This is a genomic window from Streptomyces sp. NPDC005195 (assembly GCF_040608315.1).
Lineage (GTDB): Bacteria > Actinomycetota > Actinomycetes > Streptomycetales > Streptomycetaceae > Streptomyces > Streptomyces kaempferi.
Genome location: NZ_JBEXHZ010000009.1, coordinates 74,918 through 97,067, shown reverse-complemented (window position 1 = coordinate 97,067; position 22,150 = coordinate 74,918). Strand labels below are relative to the sequence as shown.

Here is a 22,150-nt window from a genome sequence, read left to right as displayed (position 1 = left end):
ACGCAAGGAGAACCGGGATGCCAGACGCGTTCTCGTCCCCGGAGTACCAGACGCCGCACCGACCACACCGACAGCCTCCGTATCCGCCCCCGTATCCACCGCCCTGTCCGCAGCAGTCCCCGCTCCCGTATCCGGAGTTCCAGGACGGTCCGGAGTTCCGGGACGAACCCGCTCCGCACTCCCCCTCGTACGCCACCTACCCCTGGCGGCCGCAGCCTCCCGAACCTCCCAGAAGGCGGCGGCCGCGACATCACGCGCTGGGGCAGCACAGCGACATCCGGCTGCTGCGCGGCGCCTATCGCCGGCAGCGGCGGGTGGCGACGCTCACGGCGCTCGGGTACTTCACCCTCTTCCTCCTCCTGTCGGCGTTCGCGCCGGGCCTGATGACGAGCACGGTGTCCGGCGGACTGCCGACCGGGCTGCTGCTCGGCCTGTTGCAAGTGCCCGTGACCTGCGTGGCCATCGGCGTGTACGAGTACACGGCGCGCCGGGGCGTCGACCCGGTCGCGGACCGGATCCGTAAGCAGAGTGAGCTGGACGCGAAGCGGGAGGCGGCCCGATGACCGGCGCGATCGAGAGGGGCGGAACCGGGTTCAGCAGTTCCGCGCAGGCCATGTCGCTGGTGGCGTTCACCGCGGTCACCACGGTCACGCTGCTGCTGTGCGTGATGACCGGGCCGGACCGTGACGACCTCGACGAGTTCTACACGGGGTACGGATCGCTGTCGCCGATGCGCAACGGCCTCGCCATCGCCGGGGACTACATCTCGGCGGCGACCGTGCTCGGCACCGGTGGGGTCATCGCGCTCGCCGGGTACGACGGGGTCGTGCTCGCGCTGAGCACGGCGCTCTCCCTGATGCTGCTGATGTTCCTGCTGGCCGAACCGCTGCGCAACGCGGGCCGGTTCACCATGGGCGACGCGCTCGCGCGGCGGATGCCGGGCCGTGCCGTACGTGTCACCGCGTGCGCCGCGACCATCGTCGCCCTGCTGCCGCTGATGCTGGTCCAACTGGCCGGCACCGGCGACCTGCTGGCGTTCATCCTCGGCTTCTCCGGCGATTCGCTGAAGACCGGATGCATCATCGGACTCGGCACGCTGATGATCGGCTACGCGGCGATCGGGGGAATGAAGGGCACGGCCCTCATCCAGATCCTGAAGATCGTGATGCTGCTCGGCTCGGGCACCGTGGTCGCCCTGCTCATCCTGAACCGCTTCGACTGGGACCCGGGGGCGCTCTCCCGGGCGGCCGCCGACCACAGCGGTGTCGGCACCGCGTTCCTCCGCTCCGGTCTGCAGTTCGCCGGCGGCCCCAGCCCCCGCCTCGACATGATCAGTTCGGAGCTGACGGTCGTCCTGGGCGGCGCCTGCCTCCCGCACGTCACCATGCGCATGTACACCGCCGGCAGCGCCCGTCAGGTACGCCGCTCGCTGTCCTGGGCAGTACCGTGCGTGGCCCTCTTCGTCCTGGTCATCACGGTCGTCGGCTTCGGGGCCACGGCACTGATCGGACGCGGGGTGATCGCGAACGCCGACCCGCAGGGCAACACGGCGTATCTGCTGGGCTCGCGCGCCGCGTTCGGGCCGGACGTCTCGACGGCCGAGACGCTCCTGTTCACCACCGTCACCACGGCGATCTTCCTGACCGTGCTCGCCTCCGTCGCCGGAATGATCCTGGCCTGCGCCAACTCCCTGGCGCACGACGTGTTCGCGCACGCCCGGCTCTTCCGGGGCCGGCGCCACGACGACGAGCTGTCCCCCCGCCGCGAGATGCTCCTCGCCCGGCTGTCGGCCCTCGCGGTCGGCGGCGCGGCGATCCTGCTGGCCACCCTCGTCCAGCACCGCAGCCTGCAGCCGCTGATCACGCTCTCGTTCTGCCTGGGCGCCTCGGCGCTGGCGCCCGCGCTGGTCTACGGGCTGTTCTGGCGCCGCTACACCCGCACGGGCCTGCTGTGCACCCTCATCGGGGGTTCGCTGACCGTCCTGGTCCTGATGACCGGCACCAACCTGGTCTCCGGCTCGCCCACCTCCGCGTTCCCCGAGGCCGACTTCAACTGGTTCCCGTTCACCACGACCGGGCTGGTGTCGATCCCGCTGGGCTTCGCGTACGGATGGCTGGGGACCATGGTCTCGGGCCGCCGGAAGTCGGAGGAGCAGCGCCGGCAGTACGAGGCGGTGGAGGGCTGGATCCTGGCGGGAGCGGTACGGTCACCGGGCCGTACGGGTTCTCGCGGCGCGCGCTGAGCCGGGGCCTCCGGCGGTTCTCCCGTCGTCCTCGCGTTCCGTCGGCCGTCGGTCATCGGTCATCGGTCATCGGTCATCGGTCATCGGTCATCGGTCATCGGCGGACCGTCCGCCGCGGGGCGCTGCCGCAGATCGCCCTCCGGCGCGGGGACGCGGGCCGCGGGCCGGCGCCGGGGCGACGGGCGGTGGGCCGTGGTGGTCAGTCCACCGGGGCCCGGCCCGTCAGGGTCATGAGGCTCGACCGTACGTGGTCCATGTGCGCCCGTACGTCGTCCCACCGCTCGCCGTGCTCGCGCAGCACCCGCTCGGTCTCCCGGACGATCCGCTCCTCCCGCACCCGCGCCTCGGCGATCAGTTCAGCGGCCTGCGCCGCCGCGTCCTCCTGTCCGTGCCGGGCCGACTCCTCGGCCTGGGCGTAGGCACTCCTGGCCTCGGCGAGGGCGGCCTCGGCGCGGGCCACCCGCTCTTCGTGGTGCGCCTCGAACGCGGCCACCCGCTCGGCGGCCACGCGCTCGGCCTCCTCCCGGCGCCCGGCGTGCTCCTTCTCTTGCTCGACGAGGAGCATCTCCGTGCGCCGGCGCACCTCGCGCAGCGCGGCCAGCGCCTCCCCGCGGTTCTCCTTGATCTCCCGGCGGGCGGCGATCCGTGCGTCGTCGGCCTCGGCGCGGGCGGCGAGCAGCCGCTGCCCGGCATGCTCCTCGGCCTCGGCGCGCACCCCGTCGGCGTACACCTGCGCGGCCTCGCGGACCCGCCGCCCGGCCGACTCGGCCTCGTCGACGGCGTGCCGGGTCTCGCCGCGCGCGCTGTCACGCACGGCCGTGGCCTCCTCCTCGCCGAGTTCGAAGAGCCGGCGGGCGCGTTCGCCGAGCGTGTCGTACGTCTGCGGAGCGAGCCGTGTCACGGCCTCGCGCAGCCGCCGCGCGTCCCCGTCCATCTCCTTGGCCAGGACGGTCAGCCGGGCGGCCCGCTCCCAGGCGGCGTCACGGTCCCGTGAAAGGGCGGCGACATACGCGTCGACCTCCTCGGGACGGTAACCGCGCCCCCGTACAGCCGGGAAGCCGTGCGGCGACACCGATGCGCTGCTCATCCCTGAACCCCTCTCCGAAGGTGCGCCCTGCGACATGATTCGTCGACATCATGTGGCGCATATCCTGATGGATGAGGCGTAAGTGCGCATAACGCGACACTCCGCCCGTCCGTTCCGGTCGAGGGAAGCAAAAAAATGGGTTGAACCCGGTCATGCGCACCGGGTCCAACCCATGAGTGGCGTTCCGCGCGGAAGCCGCGACGCTCAGCGGGAGATCACAGCAGGCCGTCCCACATCTGCTCCAGCAGAACCGACCACCAGCTCTCCGGCGAGCCGAGCGCCGCCGGGTCGAGAGAGGCCAGCTGGGCCTGGAAGTCGACGGTCCAGCGGCCCGCCTGCTCCTGGTTGAGCCCGAACCGCAGCCGCCACATCCGGCCGAGCAGCGCCAGACAGCGCGCGAACTCGGGCAGACCCGTGTTCACGAACTGCGGCGGCACCGGGGCACCGCCCGGACCCGCCTCCACCGGCACGGCCACGATGTTCGCCGTGCCGTACTGGACACAGATCGCCTTGCCGAAGTCACTGCCCATGACCAGGTACGAACCCGCGTCCGGCGCCGGATGCACCCCCCGCTCCTGCGCCAGTTCGGCGAGCGTCGGCACCGGACGGCCGGGCTGCGCCTGCGCCCAGAAGAACGGGCCCATGTCGACCGGGAGTCCGGCCACCACCAGGGTGTGCGCCACGATGTTCGGCACGCCCTGACGGGAGACCGCGACCTGTTCGAACCGGAACACGCCCGGTCCGAACGCCGCCGCCAGCTCGTGCCCGATCGCCTCCGGCGGAACCGGCGCCGCGGGCTGCACCGGCGGGATCGGCGCCCGTACCGGCGCGAGGCGCGCCGGGCCGTCCGCCACCTGATGCAACTCGCCCTGGTGCGCGAGCAGTTCGTGCATGCCCTGCTGACGGCTCGCGTGGTCCGTACCGTACGGGGCGATGCTGGTGATCCGCGCCTGCGGCCAGGTCTCCCGGATCATCCGCGCGCAGTACGCGCCCGGCAGCTCACAGGACTCCAACTCGGTGTGCAGCTCGAGCACTTGCTGCGGCGGCACGTTCATCGCCCGCAGCTCGTGCAGCATCTGCCACTCCGGGTGCGGGGTGCCCGGCGCCGAACGCCGGATCAGCTGCTGCTCCGAGCCGTCCTGCGCGCGGTAGCGCAGCACGGCCTGGTAACCGGGGCCGACGGTCGGCAGACCGGTCGGCGGGTACCCGTACGCCGGGGGCTGCAGGCCGGGAGGCATGGGTTGGCCAGGAGGCATCGGCTGCCCCGGAGGCATGGGCCGCCCCGGGACCGGGCCGCCCATCGGCCCGGTCCCGGGCATGGGCTGACCGGGCATGGGCTGACCGGGCATGGGCTGACCGGGCATGGGCTGACCGGGCATGGGCTGACCGGGCATCGGCTGCGGTGCGCCCTGCGGCACGCCGGGCGTCTGCGGGGGCGGCGGTGCGCCGGGGCCGCCGGACTGCGGGCCCGCCAGCATCGTCGCGGCGTGGTGGACACCGGGGGGCGGACCGCCCGGACCTCCGGGAGCGCCCGGGGTGCCGGGCGGCTGGGACGTGCCGGGGCCGCCGGCGGGCGGGCCCGCGAGCATCGTCGCGGCGTGGTGGACACCGCCCGGAGGCGTACCGTCCGGAGGCTGGGGAGCGCCGGGGGCGCCGGGAACTCCAGGGTGCTGGGGCGCGCCGGGCGTGGCAGGCGGGCCGGGGACTCCCGCCGCCGGGCCGCCGGGGCCGCCCGGGCCGCCCGGGCCCAGCTGGGAGACAAGTTGGGTCGGCACGTACCCGCCCGCCGGAGTGCCCGGGGCACCGGGCCCGGACGGCGCGGGCGCACTGCTCGGACGTGCGCCCGGCGCGCCCGGGGCGCTCGGCGGAGGCGGCGCGGTCGGGCCACCGCCGCGCGCGCCCCGCGGCGGCTGTGCCTTGCTGGTCGCGGCGTCGGCGATGTCACCGGCGTTCGGAGGCAGCGGCCGGGGAGGCGCCACGGGGGCACCCGGACCGGCGGGCGGCTGGGGGGAGTTCGGCGCGCCGGCGGGCGCCTGCGGGTAGCCGTACCCGGGCGCGCCCGCGGGAGGCGTGCCCTGCGGACCGCCGGGAGCGGAGGCACCGGGCGACGGGGTACGCGGGGCACCACCGGGCGGCCCCTGCGGGAACCCGTAGGCGGGCGGCGCACCCGGAGGGGGTGTGCCGGGCACCGCCGGACCCTGGGGGTAGCCGTACGGCGGCGGGGCCGGTGCCCGGTCGTCGAGCGCGGGTGCGACCGCCGTGCGCGGAAGCTGGCTGCCGCCGGAGATCAGGGCCGTCCTGGCGTCCGCGATCGCCCCGGGCAGCGGCGTGCCGGTGTCGTCGACATCGGTCAGCGGCGGTGCGAACACCGTCGCCGGCAGCGGTACGGAACGGTCCTCGCCCGCGTCGGCGTTGGTGTCCGTCCCCGCCCACGGTGTCGCCGACGCGGGCACCCGCGGCGCTCCCACGGCGTCCTCGGGACCGGCGTCCGGCTCGTCACCGGCCGCGGCGGCGGGCCACGGCATGGCTCCGCCGGAGACACCTGAGACCCCGGCGGCACCGGGGAATCCGGGAAGGCCGGGCGCGGTGCGCGGTCCGGCTCCGAAGGGCCCCCCGTGCGGCACCGCGTCCTCCGGTTCGCCCGGCGCCTGAGCCGGCGGACCACCGCCCGCGGAAGCCGGACCCTGCCCCGGGCCCGACGCCGAGGCGGCAGCCGCAGCCGCGGCCGGACGCGATCCCGCCCCGTCCGAGCCCGGTCCCCGGGACGCCCCCGGACGCCGGTCCGGAATCCCCAGCTTGTCCGCGGCCTCCTGCAGCCACTCCGGGGGACTCAGCAGGAACGACGTCTGGTTGAGGTCGACCCGGGCCGAAGGCGCCGGCGCCGGTTCCGGGGTGCCGTCCGGCGCCCCGTACTCCTCCTCGTAGCGGCGGATCACCTCACCGACCGGGAGTCCGGGCCACAGTGTCGCCTCGGCGCTGTCCCGCGCGATGACGAGCCGCTGCGCGCCGCCGTCCGAGCGCGGACCCTCGGCCCGGTCCTCCGCCCAGACGACGAAGCCGAGTTCGAACTCCCGCACCCGCACCTCGCGGTGCTGGTAGCCCGGCACATCGCCGTTGATCCACTCTTCCGCGCGCTCCTGCGCCTGCGCGAAGGTCACCATCGGACGTTCACTCCCCCACCGAAGACACGGAAGAGACGGGAACGGCGTGCGCGAAGCCGCCGTCCACCATCAGGTTCGCCACCGTCTCCAGCTCCGGCGGATTGCCCGCGAGCCGGGACAGGAACTGGTCGAAGTCTGCGCCGCAGGAAAGCAACAGCCGCCGCACCCGCTCGGGCGGCGGCCACGCGTCCTGGTCGCGGGCGTCGTCGTAGGCGCAGAACCACACCGATCCGATCGCGTCGCCCTTCACCTTGACGGCGAGCAGGCCGCCCTGCACGAACCCGACGCACAGGTAGTCCTTCGTCAGATGGTCGCGGAGGCACTTGTTGATGTAGACGAGGTCGTTGACGGCGGCCTCTTCGCGCACCGTGAAGAAGGGCTGGTCGAGCAGGAGTCCGAGTTCCGCGTCGAGCACGGCGCCCACCGGCGCGCAGCCGCCCGCCGCCTTGAGGAAGGACCGGTAGGCGCCCGGCAGCCGGTACCCGAGATCCTCCTCGACCGCCAGCACCTGCTGCTCCGTCACCGCGACCGAGGACTTGGGCAGTCCGAAGTGCGCGGGCCGCGTCTCCTGCAGGGGCCGCGTCCCGCGCTTGGTGTGGTCGACGGTCGTGGTCGCGATGCCACCGTGGTGCCGCAGCAGCGCCTTCACCTCGACGGGGACGAGCTCCAGCCGCCGGGTACCGGCCACGTGATGCCACGTCCAGCCGTGCGGCGTGGCCACGGGCGGGATCGTGTCCCACAGTTCGTGGCCGGTCGCGGCGAGCGCCGCGTTCGCGGACACGTAGTCCGTCAGGCGCAGTTCGTCGACGCCGAAGCCCTCCGGGGGTTCGGCGATCTCCGCGGCGGCACGCGCGTACGCCGAGAAGTCGGGGTGGCCGTGCGCGTCGACCCGTACACCTCTGGGGTGGCGGGCGGCCCGGACCGGATCCGGGAAGTGCACGACCTGCCCGGCGTAGGCCGCGTTCGGCGGCGCGGCTTGCTGCCCGAGCCGACCTGTCGTCATCGCTGTTGCCCCCTGCGGCGTTCTCAATGGCTGTATGGATCGCGGATGTCGACAGCCTATGCGGTTGACGGACACTGGTCACCGGGCCTCCGGTTCCGTGACCTGCCGTCACCTCGCCGTGACGGTGGGGCGAAGACCGGGCGTGTCGCGCGCCCCAGCTTCCCCACCCGCCGCGCCGTTTGGCAGTCTGTAGCCGCATCGGGGGATGCACGGGAGGGAAGAGCGATCATGAACGCGACGCATACAGGCACGTCCGGGGACCCGCGCGTCGGCTGGAGCAGCTCCGAGGCACCGCACGCCCCCACCCTCCTGCACCGCCGGGACGGCATACTTCCGACCGTCGCCGCCGCCCTCTCCGTGCGCGGCGCGACCCTCACGGGCACCGCGGCCCGCGGTGACCAGCCGCCCGCCCTGCACCCGTTGGTCCAGGACTTCCTCGACACCCTCACCAGCGCGCAGCGCGACCGCTTCACCGGCCGCTGCGCCGAGGCGATCCTGATCTCCCGGCACATCACCGGCCTGGACGCGGCACGCAGCAAGCGCGCCGCGCGCAAGCCGATGACCAACGGAGAGGCGCGCAGGGCCCTCAAGCAGGCCAAGCTCACCGCGCGCCGCATCCGGGAGGACGGCGACCCGCTGCACGGGAGCTTCGCGGCACCCTGTCGTGCCTGTACGGCGCTCAGCGAGCACTTCGGTGTCCGCGTCGTCGATCCGACGGCGTCCGCCGACGCCTGAACCCATCCGCACCCGTACCCGTACCCGTAACGACGGCGCCCCTCTTCCCCTGTCCTCCGGCCTCGCCGCGCCGCCGATCCCCCGTCCCCCGACCTTCTTGTCCCCCGATCCCATGTCGCTCGACGAACGAAGGGCAGATGCACGCCGACCGCACCTCCACCACACGCTTCTCCGTCCCCGTGGACGCCGCGCTCCGTTCCGCGGGGTGGCAGCCCGGACGCTGGGACATAAAGCAGGCCGAGTACTGGGCCGACGCGCTGCGGGAGCACGAGTCGCCCGCCGGGCACCGGCACGCCGTGTTCCCGGCCGCGGTGGAGGCGTGGGCGGAGTTCGGCGGTCTGCGGGTCGTGCCGTCCGGGCCCGGACGGCAGCTCGCTCCGACCGCGCTCCACTTCGACCCGTTGCACGGACTGCACCTGGCTCGCACCCTGGGTGACCTCGGGCGGGCGCTGGATGCCGAGGTGTGTCCGCTGGGGGAGGAGTCCGACTCGCGGGCGCTGCTCGCCATCGACAGTGAGGGGCGGGTCTACGCGCTCGATCACACCGGGGACTGGTATCTCGGACCGGACATCGACGCGGCCCTGACGACTCTCGTCTCCGGCTTCGAACCGGCTCGGCTGACCGCCGGCTGACGGGAGTGTTCCTCGCCCCCGACCCGACCCTGGGGGCTGCGCCCCCAGACCCCCGCCATCGCCCGAAGGGCCCGTCCTCGAACTCGGACGGGCTGAAAGGCATGACCCCGGACGTCAGCCCTTCAGCGCGGCCTCACACCGCGGCCTCGCGCCCCGGCCTCGCGTCTCCAGCGCGGGCCCGCACCACCAGCCCGTCCGGCGCTCGCGGACAACCCACGGCGGGGGCGAGAAAACCCGGGGTCGCGACGGAAGCGCTCAGCCCCCCGCAGGAAGGACCGCCGACACCCGGAAACCACCCGCGTCCGTGGGACCGGAGACGAACACACCCCCGAGCGCGGCCACACGTTCCTTCATCCCCAGCAACCCGTTGCCGCCGCTGGGAAGCCGCACCGCGGACTCCGCCCCCGGCTCGGGCGGGCACTCGTTCTCGACCTGCATGGCGATCTCGGACACCCGATGGGCGAGCCGCACGTACGTCTTCGCGCCGGCCGCGTGCTTGTGGACGTTGGTCAGGGCCTCCTGGACGACCCGGTAGGCGGTCTGTTCGATCTCCGGCGCGTACGGCCGCGTATCGCCCTCCACCGACAGGGCGACCACCATCCCGGCCGCCGCCGACTGTCCGACCAGCTCGTCCAGTTCCGCGAGGCTGGGGCCGTCACCCGGATCGCCGGCCGCGCGCGACGCCGCCGCGGCCGCGGCCATGCCCACCGCGGCGAGCGGCACCGGCTGAGGCCGCGAGGCCAGCCCGTCCCCCGTGCGCAGCACGCCCAGCATCTCGCGCAGCTCGGTCAGTGCCTGCCGCCCCATGTCGCCGACCAGCGCCGCGTTGCGTACGGCCTTCTCGGGGTCCTTGCGGGCCACCGCCTGAAGAGCCGCGGCGTGCACCACCATCAAGGACACCCGGTGCGCGACCACGTCGTGCATCTCGCGCGCGATCCGCGTCCGCTCCTCGTTGCGCGCCCACTCCGCCCGCTCCTCGGCCCGCTCGGCCAGCAGCTGCAACTCCCGCTCCAGCGAGTCGGCCCGCTCCCGCAGGCTCTCCATCAGCCGGCGCCGCGCCCCCACGTACAGTCCGAGCAGCACGGGCGGGGCGGTCATGCCGAGGGCGGTCGTGATGGAGACGAAGGGGACGAACCAGTCCCCCATGGTCACATCCCCGCGCACCATGCCCTGATGGGCCCGGACGAACGTGACGATCAGCATGCCGGCGAAGGACATTCCGGCGAGCGCCGCGATGATCCGGCGCGGCAACTCGGACGCGGCGAGCGTGTACAGCCCGACGAGTCCCATCGCGAAGCCCATCTGCGCGGGCGTGATGGCGATCGACACCAGCACGACGGCGATCGGCCACTTCCGCCGCAGCAGCAGCACGGAACCGGCGAGCAGACCGAACACCGCGCCCACCGCCGCCGGCAGGCCCGCGTCGTGTGCGAACGGGATTCCCTCTGTCGCGCACTCGGCCGCCGACATCGCCGCGAGGCCCGCGTCGAGCGCGGCACCGCGCCACCTGACCCACCACCACGGCCCTGCCCCGGCCTCGGTGTGCTCTTCCCCCCTTGTGGTCATGCCTCCAGCCTACGTTTGCCCCCCGCCCCTTTTCCGGTGAGTTTCGCCTCCTCTCCGACACCGCGACCCGCCGTCGGCCGGACGCGAAACCCGCGGGTATCGCTCGAACTGCAGAATCGCTCGCTGTTCGACCCCGGAAGCCCGTGCGCATCAGTACCGTCGCGTCGAAGGCGCCCGGTACGGCATAGTGTTGCGTGCCCACTCGACGGCTTGGCCAAATGTCCGGTCCAGTCGAGTTTGATCCCCCGTGGTGTAATTGGCAGCACTGTGGCTTTTGGTGCCATCTGTCCGGGTTCGAGTCCTGGCGGGGGAGCCACGACCGATTCGGGCCCTGACAGTTCCGTCGGGGCCCGCTCTCATGTCACTCCTGATACGCCCCGGTATCCTGCGGTTGTCCACACCCCAGTCATCCGTAGCCGAAGGGCATTCCCGTGAGCGCCAATCGCCCGGCAGCCGTCGTCGTTCTCGCAGCGGGTGAGGGCACCCGTATGAAGTCGGCCACACCGAAGGTCCTGCACGAACTGTGCGGCCGTTCCCTGGTGGGCCATGTACTCGCGGCCGCCCGCGCGTTGGAGCCCGAGAACCTGGTCGTCGTCGTGGGTCACGCCCGCGAGCAGGTCACCGCGCACCTCGCCGAGTCCGACCCCGCGGTCCGCACCGCCGTACAGGCCGAGCAGAACGGCACCGGGCACGCCGTCCGCATGGCGCTCGAAGAGCTCGGCGGCGGCATCGACGGCACCGTCGTCGTGGTCTGCGGCGACACCCCGCTGCTCAGCGGCGAGACCCTGCGCCGGCTCGCCGCGGCCCACGACACCGACGGCAACGCCGTCACCGTGCTCACCGCCGAGGTCCCGGACGCCACCGGATACGGCCGAATCGTCCGGGACGGGGCCGGCGGCGCCGTCACCGCAATCGTCGAGCACAAGGACGCCTCCGAGTCGCAGCGGGCGATCCGGGAGATCAACTCCGGGGTGTTCGCCTTCGACGGGCAGCTGCTGGCGGACGCGCTCGGCAAGGTGCGGACCGACAACAGCCAGGGCGAGGAGTACCTCACCGACGTCCTGGGCATCCTGCGCGAGGCCGGACACCGGGTCGGCGCCTCCGTCGCCGCCGACCACCGGGAGATCGCCGGGATCAACAACCGCGTCCAGCTGGCCGCGGCCCGCCGCACCCTCAACGACCGGCTGCTGGAGCGGGCCATGCTCGCCGGCGTCACCGTCATCGACCCGGCCTCGACCTGGGTCGACGTCACCGTCACCTTCGAGCAGGACGCGATCGTGCACCCCGGCACCCAGCTGCTGGGCGCCACGCATCTCGCCGAGGGCGCCGAGGTCGGGCCCAACTGCCGTCTGAAGGACACCCGCGTGGGGGCGGGGGCGCGGGTCGACACCACGGTCGCGGACAGCGCCGAGGTCGGCCCCGAAGCCACCGTCGGCCCGTTCGCGTACCTGCGTCCCGGCACCCGTCTCGGCCTCAAGGCCAAGGTCGGCACGTACGTCGAGACGAAGAACGCCACGATCGGCGAGGGCACCAAGGTCCCGCACCTCTCCTACGTGGGCGACGCCACGATCGGCGACCACTCGAACATCGGCGCCGCAAGCGTCTTCGTGAACTACGACGGGCAGGACAAGCACCACACCACCGTGGGCTCCCACTGCCGCACCGGTTCGGACAACATGTTTGTGGCTCCCGTCACGGTGGGGGACGGCGCGTACACCGCGGCGGGCTCCGTCATCACCAAGGACGTACCGCCCGGTTCGCTCGCCGTGGCCCGTGGCCAGCAGCGGAATATCGAGGGTTGGGTGGCCCGCAAGCGTCCGGGAAGCGCTGCCGCGAAGGCCGCCGAGGCCGCCTCCCGGGAGCCGGAAGGCGAAGTCTGACCGGAAACAGGCACGTCCGACACGGCGTACCGTGATAAGTGCACACCCGCACCGTGCACCCGCACCCCCAGCTGAGACGGACTCCCGCGCCCAGTGGAGATGTCCTCTCACCATCCAGCTGAGACACCTCTGAGGAGACAGTGCTGTGACCGGGATCAAGACGACCGGCAAGAAGAAGATGATGTTCTTCTCCGGCCGCGCCCACCCCGAGCTTGCCCAGGAGGTCGCCCACAAGCTGGGTGTCGGGGTAGTCCCGACGAAGGCCTTCGACTTCGCCAACGGCGAGATCTACATCCGCTACCAGGAGTCCGCCCGCGGCGCCGACTGCTTCCTGATGCAGAGCCACACGGCTCCCATCAACAAGTGGATCATGGAGCAGCTGATCATGATCGACGCCCTGAAGCGGGCGTCCGCGCGGAGCATCACGGTGATCGTGCCGTTCTACGGTTACGCCCGACAGGACAAGAAGCACCGTGGACGCGAACCGATCTCGGCGCGTCTGATCGCGGACCTGATGAAGACGGCGGGCGCCGACCGCATCCTCACCGTCGACCTGCACACCGACCAGATCCAGGGCTTCTTCGACGGCCCGGTCGACCACCTCTTCGCACTGCCGATCCTGGCGGACTACGTGGGTGCCAAGGTCGACAGGTCGAAGCTCACCGTCGTCTCCCCGGACGCGGGCCGGGTGCGCGTCGCCGACCGCTGGTGCGACCGCCTGGACGCCCCGCTGGCGATCGTGCACAAGCGCCGCGACAAGGACGTCGCCAACAAGGTCACCGTCCACGAGGTCGTCGGTGACGTGAAGGGCCGTGTCTGTGTCCTCGTCGATGACATGATCGACACGGGTGGCACGATCTGCGCCGCCGCCGACGCCCTCTTCGCGCACGGCGCCGAGGACGTCATCGTCACGGCCACGCACGGCGTGCTCTCCGGTCCGGCCGCCGACCGCCTGAAGAACTCCAAGGTGAGCGAGTTCATCTTCACGGACACCCTGCCGACCCCGGGCGAGCTGGAACTGGACAAGATCACGGTGCTGTCGATCGCGCCGACGATCGCCAACGCGGTGCGTGAGGTCTTCGAGGACGGCTCGGTGACGAGCCTCTTCGAGGAGCAGTAGGAGCGGTAGAGATCCTTTTGGGTGTGGCCTTCCCGCCGAGTACACTGCCAAAGTTGCTCGGCGAGGGAGGCCACACTTGTGTGGCGGTCCGTTATCGACGCGCTCTTCGTAGCAGGCCGATGTTCGGCCGGGTGACCACATCCCCAGGCCCTTCGGGTCCCTTAACTACGAGGAGTGCACATGTCCGAGGTCAAGCTCGCCGCCGAGCCCCGTACCGAGTTCGGCAAGGGCGCCGCCCGCCGCATCCGCCGCGAGAACAAGGTTCCCGCGGTCGTCTACGGTCACGGCGCCGACCCCGTCCACATCGCGCTGCCGGGCCACGAGCTGCAGCTCGCCCTGCGCACCCCGAACGTCCTGCTCACCCTGGACATCGAGGGCAAGACCGAGCTCGCGATCCCCAAGGCCGTCCAGCGTGACGCCATCAGGGGCTCCATCGAGCACGTCGACCTGCTCACCGTGAAGCGCGGCGAGAAGGTCAACGTCGAGGTCTACGTCCACACCGAGGGCGAGCTGGCCCCGGGTGCCTACCTGCTCGAGCACGTGCTCAGCACGCTGACGGTCGAGGCCGAGGCCACCAACATCCCGGAGTCGGTCACCGTCTCCATCCAGGGCCTGGAGGCCGGCGCGGCCATCCTCGCCAAGGACATCCCGCTGCCCAAGGGCACCACGCTGGCGATCGACGAGGACGCGGTCGTCCTCCAGGTCCTCGCCGCCCAGGCGGAGGAGGCCCCGGCGGACGCCGAGGCCGAGACCACCGAGGCCTGATTCCTCCCGGAATCCCCTTCGCCGGCCGCCGTTCCCTTCCGGGGCGGCGGTCGGTGCGTTGTCAAGGACGCAGGCGCATCAAGGACCCATGGGAGAGACCGACGTGACGACGGACCCCAACGCCCCCTGGCTGATCGTGGGCCTCGGCAATCCCGGCCCCGAGTACGCCATGAACCGGCACAACGTGGGCTTCATGGTCGCCGACCTGCTGGCGGAGCGGATCGGCGGCAGCTTCAAGCGCGCGGGGAAGGCCCAGGCGCAGGTGATCGAGGGCCGTATCGGCCCGCCCGGCCCGGCGAACCGCCGGGTGATCCTGGCCAAGCCGATGTCGTACATGAACCTGTCCGGCGGCCCCGTGAACGCGCTGCGCGACTTCTACAAGGTGCCGCTCGCCCACGTCGTCGCGATCCATGACGAGCTGGACATCGACTACGGCGTGCTGCGGCTGAAGCTGGGCGGCGGCGACAACGGGCACAACGGACTGAAGTCCATGACGAAGGCGATGGGCCCCGACTACCACCGGGTGCGCTTCGGCATCGGCCGGCCCCCCGGCCGGATGCAGGTCGCCGACTTCGTGCTCAAGGACTTCGCGTCGGCCGAGCGCAAGGAGCTGGGCTACTTCGTGGACCGGGCCTCGGACGCGGTGGAATGCCTCGTCATCGACGGGCTGGAGCGGGCGCAGGGCACGTACAACTCCTGAGCGGCGGTGCCGGGGGCGGCCGGCTCCCGAGCGGTGGCCAGGGATGATCGACGTACTCGTACAACTGCGGACTAGTCCCCCGGCCGAGTTGACCGAACGCACGGCCATGGCCAAGGATCGCCGCCATGTCCGCCGCCTCGCGCAAGCGCCCCCGCAAGAACGCGCACCCGGCGCTGCGGTTCGGGCGGCTCGCGGTGATGGGGACGGTCACCGCACTGATCCTGATCGCGGGGGTCTGGGGCTCCTGGGGCACGGCTCAGCACGTGATGCTGGGCAAGGGCCGGGAGCAGGGGACGATGACCGTGACGGCCTGCTCACAGGAACGCTGCACCGGGCCGTACCGGCCGGTGTCCGCGGGTTCCCGGGCGCGGGCCCGCGTCACGATCGAGGAGTCGGCCGCGGTGCGCAAGGGGCGCACGTACGCGGTCACGGTGAAGCCCGGCAGCGGTGACGTGGTCCGCAGCGGCCCGGCCGGACTGCTCTACGCGTGGGTTCCGTTCGGCGGCGCGCTGCTGCTGGCCTCGGTGGTGGTCGCGGGCGGTCTGCGGCGCACCCGGTCGGCCTGGGTGATGGCGGGCGCCGGGCTCGCGCTGCTGACGGCGGCCTTCCTGGCCCTGTGAGACCGGCCTTCCTCGCTCTGTGAAACCCGCGGTGGTACCCCCGGACCCCGGGGGTACCACCGCCGGTCCACCGACGATCAGCCGGTGTTGCGCAGGCCGGCCGCCACACCGTTGACGGTCAGCAGCAGGGCCCGCGACAGCAGCGGGTCGGGTTCCGCGCCCGCCGCGGCCTCGTCACGCTGCCGCTTGAGCAGGGCGACCTGGAGGTAGGAGATCGGGTCCAGGTAGGCGTCGCGGATCGAGAAGGTCTGCTGGAGCACGGGGTTGGTGTCCAGCAGCCGCTCGCCGCCGGTCACGCGCAGTACTTCGGCGACGGTGAGCCGGTGCTCGGCCTCGATGGTGGCGAACACGTGCTTCAGCTCGTCGGGGACGAGGGTGTCGACGTAGTGCCGGGCGATCCGCAGGTCCGTCTTCGCGAGCGTCATCTCGACGTTGGAGAGGAAGTTGCGGAAGAAGTGCCACTGCTCGTGCATCTCGTCGAGCATGGTGTCCAGGCCGGCTTCGCGCAGTGCCTTGAGGCCCGAGCCGACGCCGAACCAGCCGGGCACGATCTGCCGGGACTGGGTCCAGCCGAAGACCCACGGGATGGCGCGCAGGCCGTCGAGCGAGACGCCCGAGCCGGGGCGGCGGGAGGGCCGCGAGCCCAGGTGCAGGTCGGCGAGCTGGTCGACCGGCGTGGAGGCGAGGAAGTACGTCGGCAGGTCGGGGTCCTCGACGAGCCTCCGGTAAGAGGTGTGGGCGGCCTCGGAGACGACGTCCATGGCCGCGTCCCAGCGGGCCAGTGCCTCGTCGGACTGGCGCGGGGCGGTGTGCAGGGCGGAGGCCTGGAGGGTGGCGGCGACCGTCAGTTCCAGGTTCTCCCGGGCCAGCGAGGGCACGAGGTACTTGTCGGAGATGACCTCGCCCTGCTCGGTCACCTTGATCTCGCCCTCCAGGGTGCCCCAGGGCTGCGCGAGGATCGCGTCGTGGGAGGGGCCGCCGCCGCGGCCGACGGTGCCGCCGCGGCCGTGGAAGAGCCGCAGACGCACGCCGTACCGGTGGGCGACGTCGCGCAGCCGCCGCTGGGCGCGGTGGATCTCCCACTGGGAGGTCGTGATGCCGCCGAACTTCGACGAGTCGGAGTATCCGAGCATGACCTCCTGGACGTCTCCGCGCAGCGCCACCAGACGCCGGTAGGAGGGGTCGGCGAGCATGTCGTCCAGGATCACGTCGGCTGCGCGCAGCTCGTCGGTGGTCTCCAGGAGCGGCACGATGCCGATCTTCGCCCAGCCGCCGTGCAGGTCGAGCAGGCCCGCCTCGCGGGCGAGGAGGGCGGCGGCGAACACGTCGTCGGCGCCCTGGCACATCGAGATGACGTACGACTCGATGACCTCGGGTCCGAAGACCTCCAGGGCCCGCTTGACCGTCTGGAAGACGCCGATGGTCTTCTCGCCGGCGGCGTCGACCGGTGCCGGGGTCGGGGCCAGCGGGCGCCGGGAGCGCAGTTCCTTGGCCAGGAGCTTGGCGCGGTACTCGCGGGGCATGTCGGCGTAGCGCCAGGACTCCTCGCCGAGCCGGTCGAAGAGCTGGCCGAGGGCGTGGTGATGGGCGTCCGCGTGTTCGCGTACGTCCATGGTGGCGAGCTGGAGACCGAAGGCGGCCAGCGTGCGGATGGTGCGGTTCATGCGGCCGTCGGCGAACAGCGCGCCGCGGTGCTCGCGCAGCGAGCTCTGGATGAGGGTGAGGTCGCGCAGCAGCTCGGCGGTGCCGAGGTAGTCGCGGCCGGCCTCGTGCGGGATGCCCCTGGCGAGGCGCTGCTTGGTGTTCTCCAGCTTCTGGCGGATGCAGGTGGCCTTGAGCCGGTAGGGCTCCTCGGCGTTCAGCCGCTTGTAGCGGGGGCTGATCTCCGGCAGTCGCTCCAGGTCGGCCCGCAGGGAGTCCAGCAGTTCCTCGGTGGCGCCGGTGTACCGGATCGAGTTCGACAGGAAGCCGCGCAGTTCGTCGATCATCTCCAGCGCGTCGTTGATGCCGTGCTCGTGCTGGAGGATCAGGACGTCCCAGGTGACCTCGGGGGTGACGTTCGGGTTGCCGTCACGGTCCCCGCCGATCCAGGTGCCGAAGGTGAGCGGCCGGGTCTCGTCGGGCACCTTCACCCCGACGCGCTCCAGTTCGGCGGTGAGGTCCTCCAGTACGTCGCCGACGGCGCCGGCGTGCAGCTCGTCCAGGTAGTAGATGGCGTTGCGGGCCTCGTCGGCGGGCTCGGGGCGGACCACGCGCAGCTCGTCGGTCTGCCACACCAGGTCGATGTTCTCCGCCAGCCGGGTGTCGTAGCGGCGGCGGTCGGCCTCGATGACGGGGGTTTCGAGCAGGGCGGCGATGCGGCGCAGCTTGTTGAGGACCGAGCGGCGGGCCGCCTCCGTCGGGTGGGCGGTGAAGACGGGGCGGACGTTGAGGTTCTTGACCGTCTGGCGCAGGTGCTCCGGGTCGGCGTCCTTGAGCCGGTCGGCGGTCCGGGAGAGCAGTCCGCCCTCGGCGGCCCGCTTGGCGCGCAGCTCACGGCCGCGGTGCACCTGCTCGGTGACGTTCGCCAGGTGGAAGTAGGTCGAGAACGCGCGGACCAGCTTGGCCGCGGTCTCCAGCTCGGTGCCGCGCAGCAGCTCGGCGGCGGCCTCGCCGTCCTCGCGGGTCAGGCGGCGGACCTTCTCGACCAGTTCCAGGAGCTCGGGGCCCTCCTGGCGGACGAGGGTCTCCCCCAGCAGGTCGCCCAGGCGCCGGATGTCGGCGCGCAGCTCGCTGCTGGTCGTCGTGGTCTGGTCGTCGGCACTGCTCACAGGTGCGGCTCCTTGCAGTGTGGAAGCTCGGCTGAAGAGTGTGGAAGCTCGTCTGAAGCTCGTCTGGGAGGGAACCCGGGTGACGACCGCGCGGCGGCTGCCGCTTAGGGACGTGGCATCCGGGAATAAACAGAACGGACCGCGCTGTCCGACCGACTCCAAGGATAGGTGTCCAGGTGGACGCGCAAGGTCTCGGGCTGTTGCCGCTCTGCAGCGCGCTGCCATACTTACGATGCCGTAGGTTACGGAAGCGTAGGGGTTCCCGTCACACAACGGGAGAACCCTGGGAGCCGTACCCGGCCACCCTCTTCCCCACCCTCGAATCCCACAGGGGACGCCCATGAGCACGAGCTCCGATGTGATCGACGACGCCCCGGGGGCGAGCGACGACCCCTCCTTCCCCCCTGGCACCCTGGGCGGAGACAAGAAGGGGTCACTCGAACAGCTCACGCTCCTTCTCTTCATCACGGTCCCGTTCCTCGCGCTGCTCGCGGCGGTACCGCTGGTCTGGGGCTGGGGAGTGAGCTGGCTGGATCTCGGCCTGCTGGTCTTCTTCTACTACCTGGGCTGTCACGGCGTGACGATCGGCTACCACCGCTACTTCACGCATGGTTCCTTCAAGGCGAAACGCCCGCTGCGGATCGCGGTCGCCATCGCGGGTTCGATGGCGGTCGAGGGCCCGGTGATCCGCTGGGTCGCCGACCACCGCAAGCACCACAAGTTCTCCGACGCGGAGGGCGACCCGCATTCGCCGTGGCGCTACGGCGAGACGGTTCCGGCGCTGATGAGGGGCCTGTGGTGGGCGCATATCGGCTGGATGTTCGATGAGGAGCGGACCCCTCAGGAGAAGTACGCTCCCGACCTGATCAAGGACCCGGCGATTCGCGCGATCTCGCGCCAGTTCATCTACTGGACCCTGCTCTCGCTCGCGCTGCCGCCCCTGATCGGCGGTGTGGCGACGATGTCCTGGTGGGGCGCGTTCACCGGCTTCTTCTGGGGCTCACTCGTCCGGGTGGCCCTGCTGCACCACGTGACCTGGTCGATCAACTCGATCTGCCACGCGGTGGGCAAGCGCCCGTTCAAGTCGCGTGACCGCTCGGGCAACGTGTGGTGGCTGGCCGTGCTGTCCTGCGGCGAGTCCTGGCACAACCTGCACCACGCCGACCCGACTTCGGCCCGGCACGGGGTGGAGCGCGGCCAGTTGGACTCCTCGGCCCGGATCATCCGTTGGTGCGAGCAACTGGGCTGGGCGTACGACGTGCGCTGGCCGTCACGCTCGCGTATCGATTCCAAGCGTGACACCGACGGGTCCGCCTCCCGGCGCGAGACGGAAGCCCCCGACCCGGCATGATTGACGGCGTGGCGACCGACTCCAGCAGCACCCCGAACAGCAACGAAAAGCCGCGCCGTGCGCGTCGCACCCGTATGACCGGTGCCGAGCGCCGTCAGCAGCTGCTGGAGATCGGCCGCACGCTGTTCGCCGCGAAGGGTTTCGAGGGCACGTCGGTGGAGGAGATCGCGGCCAAGGCGGGCGTCTCCAAGCCGGTGGTCTACGAGCACTTCGGCGGCAAGGAGGGCCTGTACGCGGTGGTGGTGGACCGTGAGATGCGCCGGCTGCTGGACATGGTCACCGGCTCCCTGACGGCGGGTCACCCGCGTGAACTGTGCGAGCAGGCCGCCTTCGCCCTCCTGGACTACATCGAGGAGTACACGGACGGCTTCCGCATCCTGGTCCGCGACTCCCCCATCCCCCAGTCCACGGGCTCCTTCGCCTCGCTCATCTCCGACATCGCCACCCAGGTGGAGGACATCCTGGGCCGCGAGTTCAGGAACCGCGGTTTCGACTCGAAGCTCGCCCCGCTCTACGCGCAGGCCCTGGTCGGCATGGTCGCGCTGACCGGCCAGTGGTGGCTGGACGTCCGCAAGCCCCGCAAGGCCGAGGTCGCCGCGCATCTGGTGAACCTGGCCTGGCACGGCCTGGACGGCCTGGAGCCGAAGCCGCGCTTGATAGGGCACCGCAAGAGCTGAGTGGTCGATCACGGGGCCGTTATCGACCACAAGATTAACCTTGTGGAATCATCCGCGCATGACTGAGATTGCGATCAGCGCGGCCCGCTCCCAGCTCGGAGATCTTGTCCGCCGAGCGGCCCACGGCCGGGAGACCATCGCCCTCACGGACCACGGCCATGTGGCAGCGCTCCTCGTCTCCCCTCAGGTCATAGAGGATCTCGAAGACGCCCTCGCGGTCGCCGACCATCAGCGGCGCAAGGCCGAGGGCACGCTGGACGAAGGCATCCCCCACGAAGAAGTCGGGCGGCTCCTGGGGCTGCGTCCGTGACGTACCGCATCACATGGGAACCGGAGGCCACGAACACGGCGGTGCGGTTCCTCAAGGACGACCCCACGGGCCTCGCCGCGGTCTACGAAGCCGTCGACGCGCTCGCCGAAAGCCCGCGCCCGACCGGCTCCACCCCGTACGGACCTCAGATCCGGCGCCTCCGTGTCGGCGACCACCGGGTCCTCTACCTGATCGACGACGAAGTCGTCCGTATCCTCGTCATGAATCCGGTCCGTACGTCCTGACGACCGGTTCCAGGAACTCCAGCCGGTTGCCGACGGGGTCCTCGGAGTAGAAGCGGCGGTGGCCGGGCAGGGCGTCGTCCCAGGTGACCGGGGCCCCATGGGACTCCAGCCGGGCGGCGTAGGCGTCGATGCCGGTGACCCGCAGCCCGGGGTGCGCCTTCCGTGCGGGCCGGAATCCCGCTCCCCCGTCCCCGGAAGCGCCCTCGATACCCAGGTGCAGCTGCACGGCCCCCGCCCGGAACCAGCAGCCTCCGCGCGCGGCCAGGACGGGCGGCTTGGGGATCTCGGCCATCCCGAGAGCGCCGACGTAGTAGCGGCGCAGGAGGTCCTCCGACCCCGGCGGGGCGGCGAGCTGGACGTGGTCGATGGCGGCGAGCACGCTCAGGCCGCCTTCCGCGCGACGGCGAAGATCCGCCGGAAGGGGAACACGGTGCCGTGCCCGGTCGCCGGATACGCCTCGCGCAGCGCGTCCCGGTACTCGGCGACGAAGGCCTCCGCGTCCGCCCCCAGCTCGGTGAGAACCGGCCGCAGCCCCGTCCCCTTCACCCAGTCGAGGACGGGGTCCTCGCCCTGGAGGAGATGCAGGTACGTCGTCTCCCAGACGTCGGCCTCGCAGCCGAGGGCGGTGAGCTGCTCCAGGTAGACGGCCGGGGTGTGCACGGCGTCGTCGTGGCGCAGCGCCTCGGCCAGGCGGTCCTTCCAGCGCGGGGAGTGGGCGAGTTCGCGCATCAGGCGGTGGCTCGGGGCGTCGAAGTTGCCGGGGACCTGGAAGGCGAAGGTGCCGCCGGGGGCGAGGCCCGCCACCCAGTCGGGGAAGCGGGTGACGTGTCCGGGCACCCACTGCAGGGTCGCGTTGCTGATCACCAGGTCGTACGGTTTCGCGGGTGTCCAGGTCCTGGCGTCCGCCGGGGCGAAGTCGAGACGGCCGCCGCCCGGGGTGGGGCCCGCGAGCGCCTCGGCGCGTGCCAGCATCTCCGGGGAGCTGTCCAGGCCGGTGATCCGCGCGGTGGGCCAGCGTTCGGCCAGCACCGCCGTCACGTTCCCGGGGCCGCAGCCGAGGTCGGCGATGCGGGCCGGATCACGCGGCAGCTCCGGGACCCGGGCGAGGAGGTCGGCGAAGGGGCGTGCGCGGTGGCCGGCGTGACGCAGGTACTGACCCGGGTCCCAGGTGGCGGCGGTGGCGGGCATGGGCAGGCCTCCTCGAAGTCGTACGGACATCATGTCCGGGCAGAGCTCCACCCTCACA

General features: G+C 71.9%; 20 protein-coding genes and 1 tRNA gene. 14 read left to right on the top strand and 7 right to left on the bottom strand.

What is annotated here, in order from left to right:
• Positions 1–17 precede the first annotated feature (17 nt).
• Both ABZV34_RS13180 and ABZV34_RS13175 read left to right on the top strand, forming a co-directional pair.
• Complete coding sequence (locus tag ABZV34_RS13180; RefSeq protein WP_356274439.1) at positions 18–563, top strand: DUF485 domain-containing protein; 546 nt, start codon at positions 18–20, stop codon at positions 561–563.
• The gene (locus tag ABZV34_RS13175) at positions 560–2,242 is read left to right on the top strand and encodes a cation acetate symporter (RefSeq protein ID WP_356274437.1); all 1,683 of its coding nucleotides are present in this window, start codon (positions 560–562) and stop codon (positions 2,240–2,242) included. The genes ABZV34_RS13180 and ABZV34_RS13175 overlap by 4 nt, the downstream gene beginning before the upstream one ends.
• A gap of 199 nt (positions 2,243–2,441) precedes the next feature.
• Here ABZV34_RS13175 and ABZV34_RS13170 read toward each other — a convergent pair whose 3' ends face one another.
• From ABZV34_RS13170 to ABZV34_RS13160, 3 genes are all read right to left on the bottom strand, one after another.
• Positions 2,442–3,329, bottom strand: a complete 888-nt coding sequence (locus tag ABZV34_RS13170; RefSeq protein ID WP_356274435.1) for a cellulose-binding protein — start codon at positions 3,327–3,329, stop codon at positions 2,442–2,444.
• A gap of 215 nt (positions 3,330–3,544) precedes the next feature.
• Positions 3,545–6,490 (bottom strand): SUKH-4 family immunity protein, encoded by a 2,946-nt coding sequence (locus ABZV34_RS13165; protein WP_356274433.1) that lies wholly within the window; start codon positions 6,488–6,490, stop codon positions 3,545–3,547.
• Between the two features lie 7 nt (positions 6,491–6,497).
• Positions 6,498–7,493, bottom strand: a complete 996-nt coding sequence (locus ABZV34_RS13160) for an SMI1/KNR4 family protein (RefSeq protein ID WP_356274430.1) — start codon at positions 7,491–7,493, stop codon at positions 6,498–6,500.
• Between the two features lie 228 nt (positions 7,494–7,721).
• Here ABZV34_RS13160 and ABZV34_RS13155 point away from each other — a divergent pair, with 228 nt between their 5' ends.
• Both ABZV34_RS13155 and ABZV34_RS13150 read left to right on the top strand, forming a co-directional pair.
• Positions 7,722–8,228, top strand: a complete 507-nt coding sequence (locus ABZV34_RS13155; RefSeq protein WP_356274427.1) for a YwqJ-related putative deaminase — start codon at positions 7,722–7,724, stop codon at positions 8,226–8,228.
• A 137-nt stretch (positions 8,229–8,365) separates the two neighbouring features.
• Positions 8,366–8,860, top strand: a complete 495-nt coding sequence (locus ABZV34_RS13150; protein WP_356274424.1) for an SUKH-3 domain-containing protein — start codon at positions 8,366–8,368, stop codon at positions 8,858–8,860.
• Between the two features lie 255 nt (positions 8,861–9,115).
• On the opposite strand, the gene ABZV34_RS13145 is transcribed toward ABZV34_RS13150, so the two are convergent.
• A complete protein-coding gene (locus ABZV34_RS13145) occupies positions 9,116–10,426 on the bottom strand; it encodes a histidine kinase (RefSeq protein WP_356274421.1) in 1,311 nt (436 codons plus the stop codon).
• 241 nt (positions 10,427–10,667) lie between these two features.
• On the opposite strand from ABZV34_RS13145, the gene ABZV34_RS13140 reads away from it, so the two are divergent.
• The 6 genes from ABZV34_RS13140 (at position 10,668) to ABZV34_RS13115 (ending at position 15,511) form a co-directional block, all read left to right on the top strand.
• Positions 10,668–10,742 (top strand) — tRNA-Gln (locus tag ABZV34_RS13140).
• A gap of 115 nt (positions 10,743–10,857) precedes the next feature.
• Positions 10,858–12,306, top strand: a complete 1,449-nt coding sequence (glmU, locus tag ABZV34_RS13135; RefSeq protein WP_356274418.1) for a bifunctional UDP-N-acetylglucosamine diphosphorylase/glucosamine-1-phosphate N-acetyltransferase GlmU — start codon at positions 10,858–10,860, stop codon at positions 12,304–12,306.
• Positions 12,307–12,451: 145 nt separating this feature from the next.
• Positions 12,452–13,426 (top strand): ribose-phosphate diphosphokinase, encoded by a 975-nt coding sequence (locus ABZV34_RS13130; RefSeq protein WP_356274415.1) that lies wholly within the window; start codon positions 12,452–12,454, stop codon positions 13,424–13,426.
• 180 nt (positions 13,427–13,606) lie between these two features.
• Entirely contained in the window at positions 13,607–14,191 is a 585-nt protein-coding gene (locus tag ABZV34_RS13125; RefSeq protein WP_356274412.1) for a 50S ribosomal protein L25/general stress protein Ctc, read from the top strand.
• Between the two features lie 88 nt (positions 14,192–14,279).
• Positions 14,280–14,891, top strand: coding sequence for an aminoacyl-tRNA hydrolase (gene pth / locus ABZV34_RS13120; protein ID WP_356274409.1), 612 nt, complete (start codon positions 14,280–14,282; stop codon positions 14,889–14,891).
• 125 nt (positions 14,892–15,016) lie between these two features.
• Entirely contained in the window at positions 15,017–15,511 is a 495-nt protein-coding gene (locus tag ABZV34_RS13115; protein WP_356274406.1) for a hypothetical protein, read from the top strand.
• Between the two features lie 77 nt (positions 15,512–15,588).
• Here ABZV34_RS13115 and ppc read toward each other — a convergent pair whose 3' ends face one another.
• On the bottom strand, positions 15,589–18,321 hold the full coding sequence (gene ppc / locus ABZV34_RS13110) for a phosphoenolpyruvate carboxylase (RefSeq protein WP_356274403.1): 2,733 nt from the start codon (positions 18,319–18,321) through the stop codon (positions 15,589–15,591).
• 340 nt (positions 18,322–18,661) lie between these two features.
• Between ppc and ABZV34_RS13105 the strand changes: the two genes are divergently transcribed.
• From ABZV34_RS13105 to ABZV34_RS13090, 4 genes are read left to right on the top strand one after another with little or no spacing between them, the layout of a single operon-like run.
• On the top strand, positions 18,662–19,672 hold the full coding sequence (locus tag ABZV34_RS13105; protein WP_356274400.1) for a fatty acid desaturase: 1,011 nt from the start codon (positions 18,662–18,664) through the stop codon (positions 19,670–19,672).
• The gene (locus ABZV34_RS13100) at positions 19,669–20,349 is read left to right on the top strand and encodes a TetR/AcrR family transcriptional regulator (protein WP_356274397.1); all 681 of its coding nucleotides are present in this window, start codon (positions 19,669–19,671) and stop codon (positions 20,347–20,349) included. The genes ABZV34_RS13105 and ABZV34_RS13100 overlap by 4 nt, the downstream gene beginning before the upstream one ends.
• Positions 20,350–20,407: 58 nt before the next feature.
• Entirely contained in the window at positions 20,408–20,659 is a 252-nt protein-coding gene (locus ABZV34_RS13095) for a type II toxin-antitoxin system Phd/YefM family antitoxin (RefSeq protein WP_356274394.1), read from the top strand.
• Positions 20,656–20,904 carry a type II toxin-antitoxin system RelE/ParE family toxin gene (locus tag ABZV34_RS13090; protein WP_356274391.1) on the top strand — a complete coding sequence of 83 codons (249 nt, stop codon included), beginning with the start codon at positions 20,656–20,658 and terminating at the stop codon, positions 20,902–20,904. Before ABZV34_RS13095 ends, ABZV34_RS13090 begins: the two co-directional genes overlap by 4 nt.
• Here ABZV34_RS13090 and ABZV34_RS13085 read toward each other — a convergent pair.
• Together ABZV34_RS13085 and ABZV34_RS13080 are read right to left on the bottom strand one after the other, a co-directional pair.
• Positions 20,879–21,283, bottom strand: coding sequence for a glyoxalase (locus ABZV34_RS13085; protein ID WP_356274389.1), 405 nt, complete (start codon positions 21,281–21,283; stop codon positions 20,879–20,881). The genes ABZV34_RS13090 and ABZV34_RS13085 overlap by 26 nt on opposite strands.
• 2 nt (positions 21,284–21,285) lie before the next feature.
• Positions 21,286–22,092, bottom strand: a complete 807-nt coding sequence (locus tag ABZV34_RS13080) for a trans-aconitate 2-methyltransferase (protein WP_356274386.1) — start codon at positions 22,090–22,092, stop codon at positions 21,286–21,288.
• Positions 22,093–22,150: the final 58 nt, after the last annotated feature.